The sequence below is a fragment of the Bowmanella pacifica genome (assembly GCF_014645355.1).
Lineage (GTDB): Bacteria > Pseudomonadota > Gammaproteobacteria > Enterobacterales > Alteromonadaceae > Bowmanella > Bowmanella pacifica.
In genome coordinates this window covers 520,368-536,196 of the sequence record NZ_BMLS01000001.1, presented here as the reverse complement: position 1 = coordinate 536,196, position 15,829 = coordinate 520,368, and the positions used below count along the sequence as shown (strand labels likewise).

The 15,829-nt window shown below is 49.8% G+C and carries 10 protein-coding genes; 4 read left to right on the top strand and 6 right to left on the bottom strand.

All coding sequences use genetic code 11. The annotated features are described in order from the left end of the window. Position 1: 1 nt before the first annotated feature. Entirely contained in the window at positions 2-6,718 is a 6,717-nt protein-coding gene (locus IEX02_RS02140) for an MBG domain-containing protein (RefSeq protein WP_188689606.1), read from the bottom strand. Between the two features lie 196 nt (positions 6,719-6,914). Here IEX02_RS02140 and IEX02_RS02135 point away from each other — a divergent pair, with 196 nt between their 5' ends. After that, complete coding sequence (locus IEX02_RS02135; RefSeq protein WP_188689603.1) at positions 6,915-7,874, top strand: helix-turn-helix domain-containing protein; 960 nt, start codon at positions 6,915-6,917, stop codon at positions 7,872-7,874. A 61-nt stretch (positions 7,875-7,935) separates the two neighbouring features. Here IEX02_RS02135 and IEX02_RS02130 read toward each other — a convergent pair whose 3' ends face one another. Further along, entirely contained in the window at positions 7,936-8,517 is a 582-nt protein-coding gene (locus IEX02_RS02130) for a TetR/AcrR family transcriptional regulator (protein ID WP_188689600.1), read from the bottom strand. Positions 8,518-8,635: 118 nt separating this feature from the next. Between IEX02_RS02130 and IEX02_RS02125 the strand changes: the two genes are divergently transcribed. Together IEX02_RS02125 and IEX02_RS02120 are read left to right on the top strand one after the other, a co-directional pair. Continuing rightward, entirely contained in the window at positions 8,636-9,679 is a 1,044-nt protein-coding gene (locus IEX02_RS02125) for an alkene reductase (RefSeq protein WP_229701995.1), read from the top strand. Between the two features lie 118 nt (positions 9,680-9,797). After that, positions 9,798-10,289: a TlpA family protein disulfide reductase gene (locus IEX02_RS02120; protein ID WP_188689595.1), complete on the top strand. Its 492-nt coding sequence runs from the start codon at positions 9,798-9,800 to the stop codon at positions 10,287-10,289. Between the two features lie 106 nt (positions 10,290-10,395). On the opposite strand, the gene nspC is transcribed toward IEX02_RS02120, so the two are convergent. The 3 genes from nspC to IEX02_RS02105 all read right to left on the bottom strand — a co-directional run bounded on the left by nspC (position 10,396) and on the right by IEX02_RS02105 (position 13,565). Then, positions 10,396-11,532 carry a carboxynorspermidine decarboxylase gene (nspC, locus tag IEX02_RS02115; protein WP_188689589.1) on the bottom strand — a complete coding sequence of 379 codons (1,137 nt, stop codon included), beginning with the start codon at positions 11,530-11,532 and terminating at the stop codon, positions 10,396-10,398. 102 nt (positions 11,533-11,634) lie between these two features. Continuing rightward, on the bottom strand, positions 11,635-12,834 hold the full coding sequence (locus IEX02_RS02110) for a saccharopine dehydrogenase family protein (protein WP_188689586.1): 1,200 nt from the start codon (positions 12,832-12,834) through the stop codon (positions 11,635-11,637). Between the two features lie 347 nt (positions 12,835-13,181). Then, positions 13,182-13,565: a YciI family protein gene (locus IEX02_RS02105; RefSeq protein ID WP_229701993.1), complete on the bottom strand. Its 384-nt coding sequence runs from the start codon at positions 13,563-13,565 to the stop codon at positions 13,182-13,184. A 233-nt stretch (positions 13,566-13,798) separates the two neighbouring features. On the opposite strand from IEX02_RS02105, the gene IEX02_RS02100 reads away from it, so the two are divergent. Beyond that, positions 13,799-14,452: a LiaF domain-containing protein gene (locus IEX02_RS02100; RefSeq protein ID WP_188689583.1), complete on the top strand. Its 654-nt coding sequence runs from the start codon at positions 13,799-13,801 to the stop codon at positions 14,450-14,452. Between the two features lie 11 nt (positions 14,453-14,463). Here the strand turns inward: IEX02_RS02100 and IEX02_RS02095 are convergent, their stop codons facing one another. Further along, positions 14,464-15,819, bottom strand: coding sequence for an MATE family efflux transporter (locus tag IEX02_RS02095; RefSeq protein WP_188689580.1), 1,356 nt, complete (start codon positions 15,817-15,819; stop codon positions 14,464-14,466). Between the last annotated feature and the right edge of the window lie 10 nt (positions 15,820-15,829).

The window sequence follows — 15,829 nt, the reverse complement described above, 5'->3', positions numbered from 1 at the left end:
ATCATATAATGTTGTAACCGCTGGAAAGTTCGGCTGGTGGCTGGCCGCTCATCATGGCTGCAAAGCCAAGTTTAAAAAGTGTGTTGTCGATTTGTACGGCGGTATTTTCGTTGGCCGTGGCCTGGTAACCTTCCATTTTATCAGCCACCAGATTCAAGTTGCGGCTACTGGCGTTTTCGGTCAGTTGGTTGGCAAAAGCTTCACCATCGGCCAATTCGGCAATGATGATGGCCCGGGATATGCCAACGGACAAACCAAAGCCTATGCCATTCATGGCGCCGGACAATGCCCCTGCGTGGGTTGATAACAAGGACGCTCCGCCTTTTATCGATTCTCTAGTGGCATGGATAAATATTTTTGACAGGACTTTACTGGCGCCTTTTTTGACCAAGGTTTTCACGCCTTTTTTCACGGCTTTTTCAACCACCTCCTCGCCCACTTCCTCAAGGAACTCGAGACTGCCTTGCGCTGCGACTTTAAGTGCTTCATTGGCGCTCTGAGAAATAATAAGGTTGGTGCTGCTTGCTAAGAGACCAGCGTTGGCCGCAATAATGGCGCCAGTGCTACTGGCCTGTGCCACGCTGTTAGAAGCAATCAGACTGATGCTCTCCTCGGCCATCTCTGTAAGGGAATCATTGACAATGTCCTTATAGGGGATGTCACCACCTAATAAGGTGTCAGCCATATTGATGCCACCTCCTAAGGCTTGAATTGCAGTGAGTCTGGCCTGAATAGCTTCCGGGCTTTTTATTTGTTGGTGCTTGGCTTCCAGTTCAGCCAAGGCCTGTGAAAGCAGATCCGCTCGGGCCTGCAATAAGCTTTGTGCGGCGGCATCTAAAATATTGCCATCGCTGTCTTTGAGGGCCTCCAGGTCCTCGAGCGTGCTTTGCAATTGTGACAGGGTCGTGTCTAGCTGTGCTCGATTGTCTTTTAGCAACTGATTTCGCTCAAACAGTTCACGTGACGCGGGACTATTTCTGTTTTTATAGGCCTCGATGTTTTTCTCTATTTTACGCGCAAAGCCCTCTTTGGCGGCGCCCATGTAGCTTTCCAGTTTTGCTTTGTAAAGCTGTTGGGCCGGTGTCGAGGCCTGAATATCGCCGCGCATCATCGCGTGGGCATAATCTTTCATGATCTGGGTCATGAATGCCTGCGTATCTGGGTTGATATGCAGGTCAGCTATAAATAACTCCAGTGTATGGCGATAACCACGGTTCTGATCCCTGATCGGCATCTTGCTTTTGATCAGTTCCCACAACATATTGCTGCCTTGTTCTCTTTGCATATTGATGATCCAATCAAGGGCATCAATGGCAACAGGAATGGTTTCTCTGGTAAATCCCAGCGCCATATTGGTGTGAATAGTCAGGTCACCCGATGTATAGCTGGGATCGTAGAGCAGGTTGTGTAATGCCTCCAGACGCTGCTCTTCCTTGGCTGCGGCCACTTCTTTAGGATCTGGGTGAATGGTCATAGTGCCAAGATTCACCGCTGTTACTACATAGTTATCATTGGCCATGAAGATGGGCCTGATAGTCAGAGTCTCTGTGGTCAGGCGACTGTCTTGCTGTGCTTCCCTATCATGCGTTGTGGTGTTGCCATCATAGATAGTTACAATTTGAGTGGTAGAGACCGAAATCTCATCCAAAGGGGTGATGGTTATCACTGAGCCTTCAGGATCATCTACTTTGATCTCAATGGGAATAACCGTGGAATCGGTATCCGGCGTATCTACAGTAACGGGCCCATTTTGTGGCAGACCACTATCCTGCTGCGTGTCTGTGGGTTGGGACTGAGCCGGCTGATAACGAGCTAAGAACTCTTCATCGGTCAGAGCCGGGGCTAGAGGTACATCAACGACTTCTATGGCTTTTTGCGTTTTGGGTTCTGCGTCGAAAGGTAGTAACTCAAAACGTAGATCCGGGAACAGACTGAAGGCACTCAACCCCACATCCTGAGGAGCCAGATTATCCACGCTGGCCAGCACAGCATTGATAAATTGATTGCGAATGCCCTCTGCGTCTTGCACGTTAACTGTCACCGGCCTAGGGACCACCGACAGGGCACCCGGGGCGCTGATGATATGGTAGTTTCTCAGTGCTGTGTCGGTGAACAATGCCTTTACCTGATACCCGCCAGGAGTAATCTGCTGACCGAAGGTGGGACTTGCATCCAGCAGACTTTGTAAAAAGTCAGCACCTTCTCCTTCGCCAATACGCTCATAGGCGTAAGTAAAGCCATGATGAACACCGCGGGTAAATTGAATGTAGTGGCTATCGGCGACGATGTCGTCAATCTGATGAAAGGGAGCCAAACCAAATGCGCCCGTTACCAGGTAGTCGGTGCCACTGAATACATCACCATACGTATGCCCCGCGTTTACCGGTTTAATAGCGATAATGCGTGGTGTCACAGTGACTATCCCTTGGTCTACATGCAGCAGGGAGTAATTTGGGTTAATTAGCTCTGCGCCAACCAGATAGGTATCTACATCAGCATCGATTGATGGGAGGTTAGTGAAGGCAAACACCTCATCCTGAGGGTCGACCAACCCATAACCTCCCGTTGTGACCAGCAGAGGCTGGCTGAAGGCGTCACCATACATGCGGCTGCGGCCCATGATAGACAAGGTGATAGGGCGCGGAAGAATTTCGATGGTGCCGTTATGGGCCGCTACCCTATAGTTTGCATTGCTAAGGCTGATGTTGACCGGATGCACCCCCGCATTAATTGCCCCTCCGGCGTCCACCTGAATTCCCAGCGAAGCATAGCTATCACCGTTTCTCAGTCCACTCTTGTAGTTAGCTACGGCCACGGCATTTGGGTTATCACCGTAATAAGTCTGGGTATTAAAGGTCTCGAAATAAATGGGGGCGGGGGTGACCGATAAGGTACCGCTTTGCAGCGTAATAGCGTAATTGGGGTTGAAACCGACGTTGAGATTCAGGCCGTAGTCCATAACGTGGGAAGATATATTCGCCGGTGTCCAGAACGTTAAACCCTGAATATCAGCGGCGCTGTGGAATGGCGCTAGCCCATCAAAGCTAGCGCTAAATTCTGGATTGGCTAAGCCATATTCTCGGCTAATGTCGTTTGCCGTGATGGTCAGGGGCCTAGGTTGGATTGTCAGCGTACCGGGGTTTACGGCCAGTGGCGACACCACATAATTACCATCATTAATAAAGCGGGCATGAATAGTGTAAGTGCCCACCGATGAGCCTGGATTAGCATTGCTGAACAATTCGAAGTTGAGATCAGCCAGGGTGTCACCGTTTTTCAATCCATCGACTTGCATGGAAAAGACCGGGTTTGAGTCGCCAAAAACGCGGTTGGCATCGGCTATGAGAACCTGATTAAGGATGGCGTGCTGAATGTTCAGGCGGCCATCAATAAACTGTACCTGGTAGTTCCCTGTGCTCTGACCCTCTAAGTTTATGCCGTAGGCACCGACATCTGAATAGATATCTGCCAAGGTGGAGATACTGAAATTCGTTACTGCATCACTTAGGGTATCAGTGCCCAGCAAACCATTTACGCTATAGGTTAATGCTGGATTCGGATCGCCATAAGTACGGTTTATCCAGTCGCCCTGTATCACCAAGCTGGCCGGCAATACTTGCAGATTTCCGGTTTGGTAATTAATGATGAAATTACTGTCACTGATGCCATGGGCGTAAATCCGATACTTGCCAATATCAGAGTAGCGGCTGGCGGCGGTGCTAAATGTCAGCCCACTGGTGTCAATGATACTGTGATGATGGCCTGCCAGGTTAGAAAAGGATATGGAGAAGGCCGGATTGGTCTGGCCGTATACTTTGCTGGCGTTGGCAATATGGGCCTGAATTGTTCTTGGATTGACAGTCAGAGTGCCGGGGAGAAAATTGATGCTGTAATTGGGATCAGTTACGCCATGCACACCAATCTGATAACTCCCCGCGCCCGTTATGCTAGGGGGGGTAAAGACTAATCCTCCAAAATGGGCCGGAGTGTGGAAGTTGGCTAAGCCATTAAAACTAGCGGTATAAGTAGGCGCATCGTCCAAAAAGTCGATTTGATAGTTATCAGCACGAATGGTCAGTAATCTGGGGTTGATGGTGAGCGTACCGTTTTGATAAGTAATGCTGTAATCGCTTACTGTGGCGGCACCTGAAGGGATAATGTCATAGGTACCGACATCTGATTGAGAGGTAGCGGCGGTACTAAAGTTAATGCTGAAGCCATCCAGCAAGCTGGCATTGTCAGTCCCTTGAAATCCACTGTAAGTCGCAGTGAAGTCAGGGTTGGGGTCACCAAAGAAACGATTGATATCGTCGGCGGTGATAAAGAGTATTTTATCGCCCGTCACGTTGAGTAGACCATCTACCAGGTTCAGACCGTAGTTGTAGTCAGATAAGACCAAGCTGCCCTGGTTGATGTTGATGCTATAGCTGCCAATAGGCGAGCTGGCATCTGCGCTGGTTGTTAAGGCTGGCGCGCCGCTGAATGCATCACTTATTAAGTCGCCACCAACCAATCCGCTGAGGCTAAAGGTTAAGGCTGGATTGGCGCTGCCTTGCCCGCGAGTCAGGTCATCAGCGGTGAGAGTCAGTACTGGCGCTAAAGAATATAAAAAGCGATTACCACTGGCACTGATACTATTGGGTGTATCAGTATTGATATGTTTGTCGTAAACCGGCTTGGCAATGAGGCCGCCAGGGGTCATGTTGGCCGGGTCGTCGGAATACACTAAAAAACGCCCACTGCTACCCGGCTGTAAGGCTGTGGCACCAGCTTGATTGGTAAAGCTGCCACTGCTGCTGGCCAGGATGATGTTGCCGTTATTTGTGCTGCTGAGTAGGGTCCCTGAGTTTAAGGTTAAATCACCACCGGTATGAATCGTCAAGTCAGCGTTATAGCCTGTATTGAATTGACCACTCACCAACAAGGGGTGATTCCCGTTTATCAGAGTCAGGCCATTGGTTATGTCTCCTGTTGTCACTGAACTGGTGAGGGTTTGAATGGCATTTTGACTGTGGGTGATATCAACTCTGTCGATCCCAAGGTTTTCAACTTTGATATCCAGGGTTGCCAGGCTCAGGCGGCCAGCCAGGTCAATAGCTCTTAATTGGCGTGAATTAGGAGGAAGTGGATTCATTCCTGGTAGCACGGCGTCTGCATTCTGGCCCAGACTAAGTGTTTGCGCACTAATACTATTCGCCGCGTTTAGCGTAATGGCATTTCCCGGCATCATGTCATGGAAGCCAGCCTGAAAATCAAGGTTACCTGCACTGGCCGTAATATCTGCATTGATCAAGATGGCACCATTGGCCTGCAATGTCAGAGTATTGGCGCTACTCCAGCTAACCGGGGCATTGACTTCAATATCCCCAAAGCTGTTCATACCGTCTCCCCAGCCTGAGGAGTTGACAATCACATTGGCATTACCGAGATTGGTTTCCAGTACTAGATTGTTGAAAATACCATTACTCTGATCATCTGTTGCGGTGCTGATTACGGCTTTGTCTGGATCCAGTAACAGCGTACCAACACGGCCATTTGTGGCATTGAGGAAAGCCTGTCCCCAATAATTCAGGGTGTGCTTGCCTGAGACTTCAGCAAACGCCCCATCGCCTTGAGTTGCACCGCCTTGTCCAAATATCTGACCAAAAAAATCCGTTTGTTGATCGGCCCAAACAATGGCCGTCCCTCCGTTACCTTGGGAAGATTGCGCTGCTACATCTATGCTGGCGGTTTCTGTTACCTGCACAGTGCTTGCATTAGCAAGGTTGCTGTCCTTTCCTTGATATCCGCCACCGATATAAACCTCGCCGCCATGGCCATCATGGCGGTGTGCACTGATTTCACCGCTATGAAGAATGCTGCCAGCGTCGGCAGTGAGTATTACCCGTCCTTGTTGCTCTGTTACACCAGTAGCGCGAATGATACCGCTTTGGTTTATGGCGAGTTCATAGACTGAACCACCGGCCGCTTTTAGCTCTGCTTCGGCGGCCTCAATCCAGCCTTGATTGGTTACACCGCTATGGTGTGTCTGCGCTAGGCCTGACTCGATAAATATTTTTTGCTCTGCTTCGGGGCGATATAGGACTTTGTTGCCGGCAGCCAGTGCCCCCGTGCCTTGGGCTGCTTTGATATGGCCAGCGTTTTCAACCACCTGGGCAATCAGAATGACATCACCGGAGTCGGCGGTAATGCTACCCAAGTTGATAACAGGAGCGTTACTGTCACCACTAAAGGTATTGACGCCGGCAGAGAGGAAGTCTGCATCAGCAATATCCAAGGTCGAGGCAATAAACTCGGCGGTGTTTATGTGCGCCCCTTCCCCCACCAAAACCCCATTTGGATTGACTACATAAACCCGGCCATTGGCACTCAAACGACCTAAAAGCTCGGAGGGGTCAGCCCCTGTTACCCGGTTGAGCAGTGCGGAGTCTAACCCAAGTTGCTGGATGTCCAGTTGCTCACTTTCACCGATAGAAAAGCTGTCCCAGTTGACAATGCCCAGCTGACTTAACTGGTCTATACGCATTTTATTGCCGTCGACTTCTATTTGAATATCGCCGTGAAGGACATTCGCACCTTCTGGATTGGCAAGGCTAATAGCTGGAACAAGCAGAGTGCTGCTAAGTGCTAGTTGTACTGCTTTCGCCAACAAGGAACGACGAACTGGATTGGCAGGCTGAACGGAGCTTGAAACAGGATTCTGTGGGAATTGATACATAGTGCGACTAATTCCATAACGACCACAGATGAAAAATGTAACTATTTGAAACTATTGAGACAATTAAATGGTTTTATGATTTTTGAGCGCCTTTATTATTTTCGGGTCAAATCAATACGGGCTCTTATAAGAGATTGTTTTTCTGAGACTTATATTGCGTTATTGTAGTTTTAGAAAACTTTGGGAGTACGGCCTTATGGATAGAAAACTGTTATCAAGTCAACAATGGGATTTTGACGGTAATACATTTTCTCTTCCCTTAGAGGCCGGTACTGGACGTCTGGATAAGCTCTCCTTTTCCAACAAGTTGTATTTATACCGGGCCGAATTCAGAGTGGAGAAACCCTGTGTTATTCAGGGGGCCTCAACAGAAGAAACTATGCCAAAGTTACTCTGTAGTCAGTTGTTGTTATCCGGCCAGTATGAGATGGAAGGTGATGACGGTAAAAGGCATAAATCCTGCGCACGAAGTGCCATGCTATTTCGGGTTCGTCATCCCGGCACCTTGTTTCATTTTCCAGCGGAACAGGTTATCCGGCATGTAGGGGTAGCTGCAGACATTGACTGGGTGCTGAACTCTGCTGGCTCGGCGGAGAAGGAGCTGCTAAAAGCCAAGCTCGCTGTACCAGAATCAGGCATTAACTTACACACCATACGCTATCAGAACAGGGTGCGAAAAATGGCATCTGAGATATTTACGGCCAGTGCCAATGGCATTATGCAGTCTATGGTGCTGGAGAGCCTGACCTTGGGAATTTACGCCGAGCTGATTAAAACTTTTGTACAGCAGCAAAGTGCAGCTGGCAAAGACGCGCCTTTGTGGGAGGCTGAGCGTTTTGAGGAGTTGCTTAATCTCGTGCGGGCCGATTTATCCTTCCCTTTTCGTTTGGAGGATTTAGCTAGAAAGATCGGCCTTAGTCAGTATCGTCTGCAATCATTGTTTAAGGTCAGGCAAGGGTGTAGCTTTGCGGAGTTCCTAAGGCGTGAGCGTCTTTACCAGGCAAAATTTCTGATTGAGAATCAGGGCCGAGCGGTGAAGTCGGCGGCATTTGCGGTAGGGTATAGGCATGTGAGTAATTTTACTCTGGCATACAGGCAGTTCTTTGGCCAGACTCCCGCGCAAACACAACGTCAGGGAGATACCACTGGCGGATGAGGGCTCCAGCGTGTCATTGGGCATAGACTGCCCCTGCATTAAGCTTTGTGAGTCGATACTGCTAGTGACAAATACTCAAATAAAGCTGGTCGGCTAGCTGCTGTAGTACCTCGCGCTGTGGGTGGGTTTGCGCGTAGGTTCTAAGGCCGTAGATACCCATAACCAGATAACGGGCAAGCACTGCCGGGTTTTTGTCTGCGGCCAGTTCGCCCTGGTCTTTGGCGCGTTGAATTTGCGCCTCTAAGGCGGCCTGCCAAGACTCCAGACTGGTGCTCAGCTCGGCTTGTAATTCTGCATCCTGGTCGGCCATTTCGTTCAGGGCTTTCACCAAAAAACAGGCGCGGCTGCTGTCGCAGCTGTGGCATTCATTGACCAGTTCATCAAGATAGCGTTTAAGGCAAGGTAAAACCGGTGCATCGCTTGGAAACGTCGCCGCAAACTGAGCGTCTCTGTCCGCTTTGTACTGCTCCACCGAGGCCACCAGTAAGCCGCGCTTATTACCAAAGGCACAATAAATAGAGCCGGGGTGTAAGCCGGTTGCCTTGGTCAGATCCTGCATGCTGGTTTTGCCATAGCCTTTATTTAGAAAAGCTTTCAGGGCACTTCTTAATACCTGTTCACGATCAAATTCAGCCTGGCGCATCTTTATCTCCTCTATCGGGGCGATTATATATCTATATTTGAGCGTTTGTTCAAAAAAGTTCTTGAGTGATCGTTCAAGAATGTCTATCTTGAATGCTCATTCAAAATTGGAGCCCGTTATGTCGGACATTCTTTTTCATCCTTTTCGCCTCAATGCCCAGATTGAGCTAAACAACCGCATTCTGATGGCGCCGTTAACCCGCTGTATGGCCGACGATGACCTGGTGCCTACTGCTGATATGGCCGCTTACTATGCACGCCGTGCCGATGCAGGACTGATTATCAGTGAAGCGACCATTATTCGTCCCGACGGCCAGGGTTATCCCAATACGCCGGGGTTGTATAACGCTGCACAGATTGAGGGCTGGAAGCAGGTCACCGGTGCCGTGCATCGTGCTGGCGGTAAGATATTTGCACAGCTTTGGCATACAGGCCGGGTGGCACATCCGCATTTTTTTGGTGGCGGTGATGTATTAGCGCCCTCGGCTGAAAAAGTTGAAGGCACAGTGCCCCGTCGTCGTGACCTGACTTATGTCACACCTAAGCCCGCCAGTGTGGAAGAAATACACCAGTTAGTCGAAGACTATGCCCAAGCCGCCGCCAATGCCATTGAAGCCGGATTCGATGGGGTGGAAATTCATGGTGCTAACGGCTATCTGATTGACCAGTTCCTGCATCACGATAGCAACAAGCGCACTGATGAATACGGTGGCACGCCAGAAAATATGAGTCGCTTTGCACTGCAAGTCACTGATGCTATTGCAGCGCGTATCGGCTGGGAGAAAACCGCCCTTAGAATCTCGCCAGGGGCCTATTTTAATATGCAGGGGGATGCCCGCGATCGTCAGGTCTTCGATTATCTGTTAGGCGAGTTGCAAAACAGAGAGCTGGCCTATCTGCATATCGGTATTTTTGATGACAGCATGGAGTTTGACTATTTGGGCGGGCGCGCCTCGGCCTATGTGCGTCAGCGTTACAATAAAACTCTGGTGGGGGTTGGTGGTTTTAGTGCGCCTGAGGCGGCTAAGGCCATAGGCGATGATAAATTTGATCTTATTGCTATCGGCCGGCCTTTTATTGCTAATCCGGACTATGTGGCCAAGGTGCGTAAGCAGGAAAACCTCGTTGAATACAGTGATGATATGCTGGCAACCTTAGTCTGAGGAAGCCGGCCAAAGCCAGACTACGGTTTTTTTCAATAAGCCTTGCTCCGACCAGACAAGGCTTTTCCCATGCGCCTAAATTGGGTAAGGTGAGCGTCCTTTTTTGCAAGGACAGATAATGAAAGTTCAGTTTATTGTGCCACTGCTCCTGTTGTTAAGTGGATGTATGATGACCGCAGAGGATGCGCCTTCACAATCCCCTGAGCGGTCAAACGGGCAAGCCGACACCCCTGCGCCAACATCCCGTAGCCTGTTGCTTGAAGATCCGGCATTTCGCGCCGAATACGAGGCTTATGTGCCCAGCAGAGACGAATTGCGCAAGATGACGGCATTGCGCGGCAAAGGGGTATTGGTGTTTTATGGTGACTGGTGTCATGACAGCAAGCGCGAAGTGCCCAGACTACTGAAACTCTTGGATGAGTCCCAGGTTAACCCTGCCTGGCTGCAACTGGTGCCGGTAGATCGTAATAAACAGGAACCCAGTGGCTTGTATAAACAATACAAGCTGCGCTATACGCCAACCATTATCGTGTTGGATCAGGGTATAGAGACCCATCGTATGGTTGAACGGCCAAAACACAGTATGGCTAGTGACTTGACGGGGCTGTAGTTAAACTGCCAAACCTTGTCTCCAAACGCATGGAGAGACACAGATAAAGCCAGTCTGCTGAATATAAAAAGCCCCGCAGGGCGGGGCTTTTCTAAACGTCTTATCTTCAGGACAACTTATCGCGAAAATCTTCATAGTCGAATTTTCGCACCAGCTTAAAGCTGCCGTCTTTTTGCAAAATACCAATGGAAGGATGCTCCACCCCGTTAAAGAAGGTGGTTTTGACCATAGTGTAGTGAATCATATCTTCAAAGATAATGCGTTCACCGATTTGCAGCTCGTGATCGAAGCTATACAGGTCTATGACATCGCCTGCCAGGCAAGAGTTACCGCCAAGCTTATAGGTATAGGCTTTCTCTTGCGGCAGACCAGCGCCGCGAATGGCCGGGCGGTAGGGCATTTCCAGTACATCTGGCATATGCGCAGTGGCGGAGATATCCAAAATAGCGATTGGGCCTTCGTTGTGCACAATATCTACCACTTCGGCCACCAGAGGACCGGTTTGCCAGGCCACTGCAGAGCCTGGCTCCAGAATGATTTCCAGGTCGTATTTTTCACGGAAGGCTTTAAGTGTGGCAATCAGATGATCCACATCATAACCCTGGCGGGTCATCAAATGGCCGCCACCCAGGTTTAACCACTTAAGCTTGGGCAGGTATTTAGCAAAACGCTGCTCTACGGCTTTCAAAGTCCGCTCGGCAGCAAAGGAGTCACATTCACATAAATTGTGTACGTGGAAGCCTTCAATTCCTGACAGGTCCACTCCTTCCAAATCCTTAGCCATAATCCCTAAGCGGGAACCAGGCGCGCTGGGGTCATATAACTCGGTTTCTGCTTCGCGGTGCTCAGGGTTAATGCGCAAACCCATAGAAATACCGGCGGCGGCCACCTGATCTTTATAGCGCTGATACTGGCCCAGGCTATTAAAGGAGATATGGTTAACCAGCTTAACCAGCTCATCAATATCCGCCGGCTTATAGGCTGGGGAGTAAGCATGTACTTCCTTACCCATTTCATATTTAGCCAGTTTGGCTTCCCATACTGAACTGGCGGTACAACCTTGCAGATACTGCCCGACTAACGGAAAGGTGGACCACATGGAAAAACCTTTGAGGGCCAGGATAATATTCACCCCAGCTTCTTTCTGCACCCGCTCCATCAACTGCAGGTTGGTTTCCAGTTTGCTTTCCTCACACACATAGCATGGGGAGGGAATTTGTGGATTCATGATCGGATCGTTCAAGGCCGCATCCTCGGTTATGTTCTGTTCACTGACCAGTATTCAACGTTGATACTGGATAAGTCCATTAACTAAAAGGGCGAATAAATTCGCCCTTTTTAACCCTTATTTCTTAAACGGGCTATCGCACTCAATCACGTGCCAAGGCAGGCCGTGCTTGTTAAGCATGTCCATAAAAGGATCGGGGTCGAACTGTTCCATATTCCATACGCCAGGCTTTTTCCAGGTGCCGTTGAGCATCAGGGCGGCGCCAATCATTGCCGGTACACCAGTGGTGTAGGACACTGCCTGTGCGCCCACTTCTTCGTGGCAGGCATGGTGGTCACAGTTATTGTAGATAAAGATGGTCTTCTCTTTGCCATCCTTAATACCTGTGATGTAGGTACCGATACAAGTTTGCCCTTCATAGCCCTCAGAAAGTGAACCAGGGTTAGGCAGCACGGCTTTGAGGAATTCCAATGGCACAATTTGCTGGCCCTGGAAGTCGATAGGCGCAATGCTGGTCATGCCGATCCCTTCCAGCACACGCAGGTGGGTTAGGTAGGCTTCACCAAAGGTCATCCAGAAACGCGCACGTTTCAGAGTAGGGAAGTGCTTAACCAATGATTCCAGCTCTTCGTGGAACATCAGGTAAGAAGCACGAACACCGATATTCTGGTAATCCAGGTCTTCACGTACTGATAAAGGATCGGTTTCTTTCCACTCGCCGTTTTCCCAGAAACGACCGCGCTGGGTGATTTCACGGATATTGATTTCCGGGTTGAAGTTGGTGGCAAATGCCTTACCGTGATCGCCGCCGTTACAGTCAACGATATCCAGATAGTGGATTTCGTCGAAATAGTGTTTGGCCGCATAAGCGGTGTAGACGTTGGTTACGCCTGGATCAAAACCGCTGCCCAAAAGTGCCATCAGACCAGCTTTTTCAAAGCGCTCCTGATACGCCCACTGCCAGGAATATTCAAACTTGGCTTCATCTTTGGGTTCGTAGTTAGCGGTATCCAGGTAATCCACGCCGGTTTCTAAACAGGCGTCCATGATGGGGAGGTCCTGATAAGGCAGGGCCAGGTTGACCACCAAATCCGGTTGTACCTTGCGGATAAGCTCGGCTACTTGCTTGGCATCGTCGGCGTCTACGGCGAATACGCCCTTGACCCGGTCAGCGCCACATTCCTGCTGCAGCGCTTCACATTTCGACACAGTGCGGCTGGCCAGATAAATTTCATCAAAATGCTCAGGTAAACGAGCACATTTTTTGACTGTTACGGTACTGACACCACCGGCGCCAATGATCAAAACGCGAGACATAGGGCATTATCCTCTAAAGTTGTGTTCCGGCGCCCTTGTTAGACGCCATCCTGCCAGTGGCAGAACCATTTTGAACAAGGTACGGGCCTGTTACCAGGCGAAAACCGCTGCATGCTATCAGCTATTTGCAAACTGGCAAGTATTACTGCTTTGCAAGATTCAACCTTAGAATATCAGCCCGCACTCGGCAACAGATGACAGAAAGATGTCCGCTGAGAATGCCAGGTTAACCAATCTGTCACTAGGTTCAGGAAAAATGCGAAAACTGTTGTGCTGAAACCCAAAATAATGGGGGCCGGAGAGTCACGATGAATGATGAATAATGAACAGCAGCATCTGTGTCTACTTTATTGCGGTGTTTCATTGCTAGTCATTAACGCATTGGCGGGTGTGGCATCCAAAGGGCGGATTTCATATTCCAACCCACAGGCCATGCAGGGATTCTGAGCGGCCAATTTGGCGGCTTCATCTATGTTGTCTGCAAGAATAAACCAATAACCGCCAATAACTTCTTTGGTTTCGGTGAATGGGCCGTCGGTTATGCCTTGACTGGATACTTTGCGGATCTGTGTGTCCAGTCGCGAACCCGGACCAAATTGGCCCTTAGCCAGATTGTCTTCATACCAAAGATAAAATGCGTCGATAGCCATTTGAATGTCTTCGGCTGACAGGTTCTTATGCCATTGTCCGCGGGACAGCAGTAGAAAGGTTTGCTTAGTGTTAGCGGCCACACGTCGCTCCCTGGTTGTGGATGTCTATCACCACTATGCCCCAATCGCCTTTGCTGTAAAAGCATAAGGGAAGCACAGAAAGTGGTTTAATTGACCATTATTTGTGCCGAATAACCTTATGGCTCAGTTTGGTTTTTTGTAATCTTTTGATTAACAAGGAATTTACTTTTGGTGTGGGAATTGCTTGTTACCACCGCGGTTTAAGTCATCTATTAGCCACAAGGATGCTAAATATGTCAGTACCTTTGCAGGATCAACCCATAGAGCAAGTACGTGAACAGGTCATTGATAAGCTTATTTATAATTATGGGCAGGGAGCATTGTCGCTTGAAGCTTTTGAGCGGCGCCTAGATATTGCGATGGAAAGTGCGGACGCGACCGAGATCGAAGCGCAGGCGCAGGATTTACCACATCAGATATCCAAGGAATATGAGCGCAGTCGCAGCAGTGCCTTTGATGTCACTTACGATGCAGGTCGGCGGACTGAAAATGAAACAATTTTTAGTGTACTGGGCGGTAGCACGCGAACCGGGGCGTGGGTTGTGCCCACTGAGATCACCAGTGTCAGTATTATGGGAGGCTCTGAGCTGGATTTTAGTCAGGCGGTATTTACCAGTCAGCAGGTAACCATCAGAGTGTTTTGCCTGTTTGGTGGTGACAATATTTATGTGCCGGAAAACGTCAACGTGGTATCCCGGGCTTTCTGCATTCTCGGTGGCAACACCATCGATCTCCCCCCGGTTATACATAGACGCCAGGTACCCACTATAGTGATTGAAGGGTTGATAGTGTTCGGCGGCATTGACGTCAAAATCAAGCGCAGTATAAAGAAGCGCTTAGTTAACTTTGCGCGCAGCATGAAGCAAATGCTGGGCGCGGATAAATAATTGACCGATGGCTAGCGTTGGCGGGCTTCCCGCGCATGGATATGCGAGTGATGCCAACGTTGTTGTCGCCAGCGCCGGTAAAACAATAAGGCGCGCCCTGACTCATCCACCACCGCGGAAATCAGTAGCCCCAACAACCCCAACTTCAGCACAAAGGCCAATAGGTAAGCCAAAGGCAGGGCAACCAGCCAGGTAAACAACAAACCCACAGCGGAGATATACCAGCCATCACCTGTGGCCCTCAGATTCAGGCCAGTCATGATATTCACTGTACGCCCTGGTTCAGACAAACCCGCTAGCAGGAACCACCAGAATGCGCCCGCCAGTAACCATTCATCCTGAGTGTATAGCTGCATGATGGATTGGTTTAATGTGACCAATAAAGCGGCAGTCAGGCCAGTTCCCAGCAAGGCAATGCGAAGACTGCGCCGTAACTGTTGGTCGGCTTTTTGTAATTGCCCGGCCCCCACTTTTTGAGTGACTAAAATTTGCGTAGCGGTGGTTAGCGCCACCGAGATTATCAAGCCCAGCATAAAGGTATTGAAGGTGTAAACCTTGGCCGCTAGCGCCAGTGCGCCCAGTTTTGCGGCCATGCTATTGAGTATCACCATATTGATATCAAAGGACAGGGGTTCGATAGCGCTGGGGGCGGCAATCCGCAGCAGATTCTGAGTAACGTTGGAAAAATTCTGGGTGAATTGTGAGAGTGTTATCTTTAGCGACACGTTAAAAGTAATAGCGGTGAGGCTGACCAACACTCCAAGGCTGGAGGCAATAACGCTGGCCCAGGCTACGCCCATAATGCCATAGGCGGGCAAGCCAAAGAGTTGGTACACCACAATGGCATTGCCGGCCAGATTAGCCAGGAAGTAGATCAGGTTAGCCAGCAGATTCCAGCCCGGTAAACCATGCATATTCAAGATGGAGTGACAGACCCCTTTTACGGCCCAGACAATCACCAGCATGGCGGCGATGTGCAGATAATCGTTGGCATTGGCGCCAATATCGCCACTTAGTCCCATAACGTTGGTGATCCAGGGCGTAGCGATATACAGCCCCAGGGCAATCAGCATACCGAGCAATATGGACCACAAGGCATAGATCCAGATGGTGGCCTTGGCTTTTTCCTGGTTGCCGGCACCGAGGCGTTGATTGGCGATACTGGCACCAGCAAATACGGTCACCCAGATAATATTTCCACACAGAAACAGTACCGGGGCCAGGGCACCGGCAGCGGAGGCCGCGGCGTCACTCAATATGGCCAGAAACAGAGTATCCATTAACGGCACACTGAATTGTAAAGCCTGCTCTAGTAAAAGCGGTTTACTTAGGCCCCATAATCCTTGTTGTTGTGCTTTGGTATTCACTTTGGCCCTT

Excerpts from the sequence above, each read along its gene's own strand:
- IEX02_RS02110 (WP_188689586.1), bottom strand. The coding sequence starts at position 12,834 with ATGTCTCGCGTTTTGATCATTGGCGCCGGTGGTGTCAGTACCGTAACA.
- IEX02_RS02140 (WP_188689606.1), bottom strand. The coding sequence starts at position 6,718 with ATGTATCAATTCCCACAGAATCCTGTTTCAAGCTCCGTTCAGCCTGCC.
- IEX02_RS02120 (WP_188689595.1), top strand. The coding sequence starts at position 9,798 with ATGAAAGTTCAGTTTATTGTGCCACTGCTCCTGTTGTTAAGTGGATGT.
- IEX02_RS02125 (WP_229701995.1), top strand. The coding sequence starts at position 8,636 with ATGTCGGACATTCTTTTTCATCCTTTTCGCCTCAATGCCCAGATTGAG.
- IEX02_RS02100 (WP_188689583.1), top strand. The coding sequence starts at position 13,799 with ATGTCAGTACCTTTGCAGGATCAACCCATAGAGCAAGTACGTGAACAG.
- IEX02_RS02130 (WP_188689600.1), bottom strand. The coding sequence starts at position 8,517 with ATGCGCCAGGCTGAATTTGATCGTGAACAGGTATTAAGAAGTGCCCTG.
- IEX02_RS02135 (WP_188689603.1), top strand. The coding sequence starts at position 6,915 with ATGGATAGAAAACTGTTATCAAGTCAACAATGGGATTTTGACGGTAAT.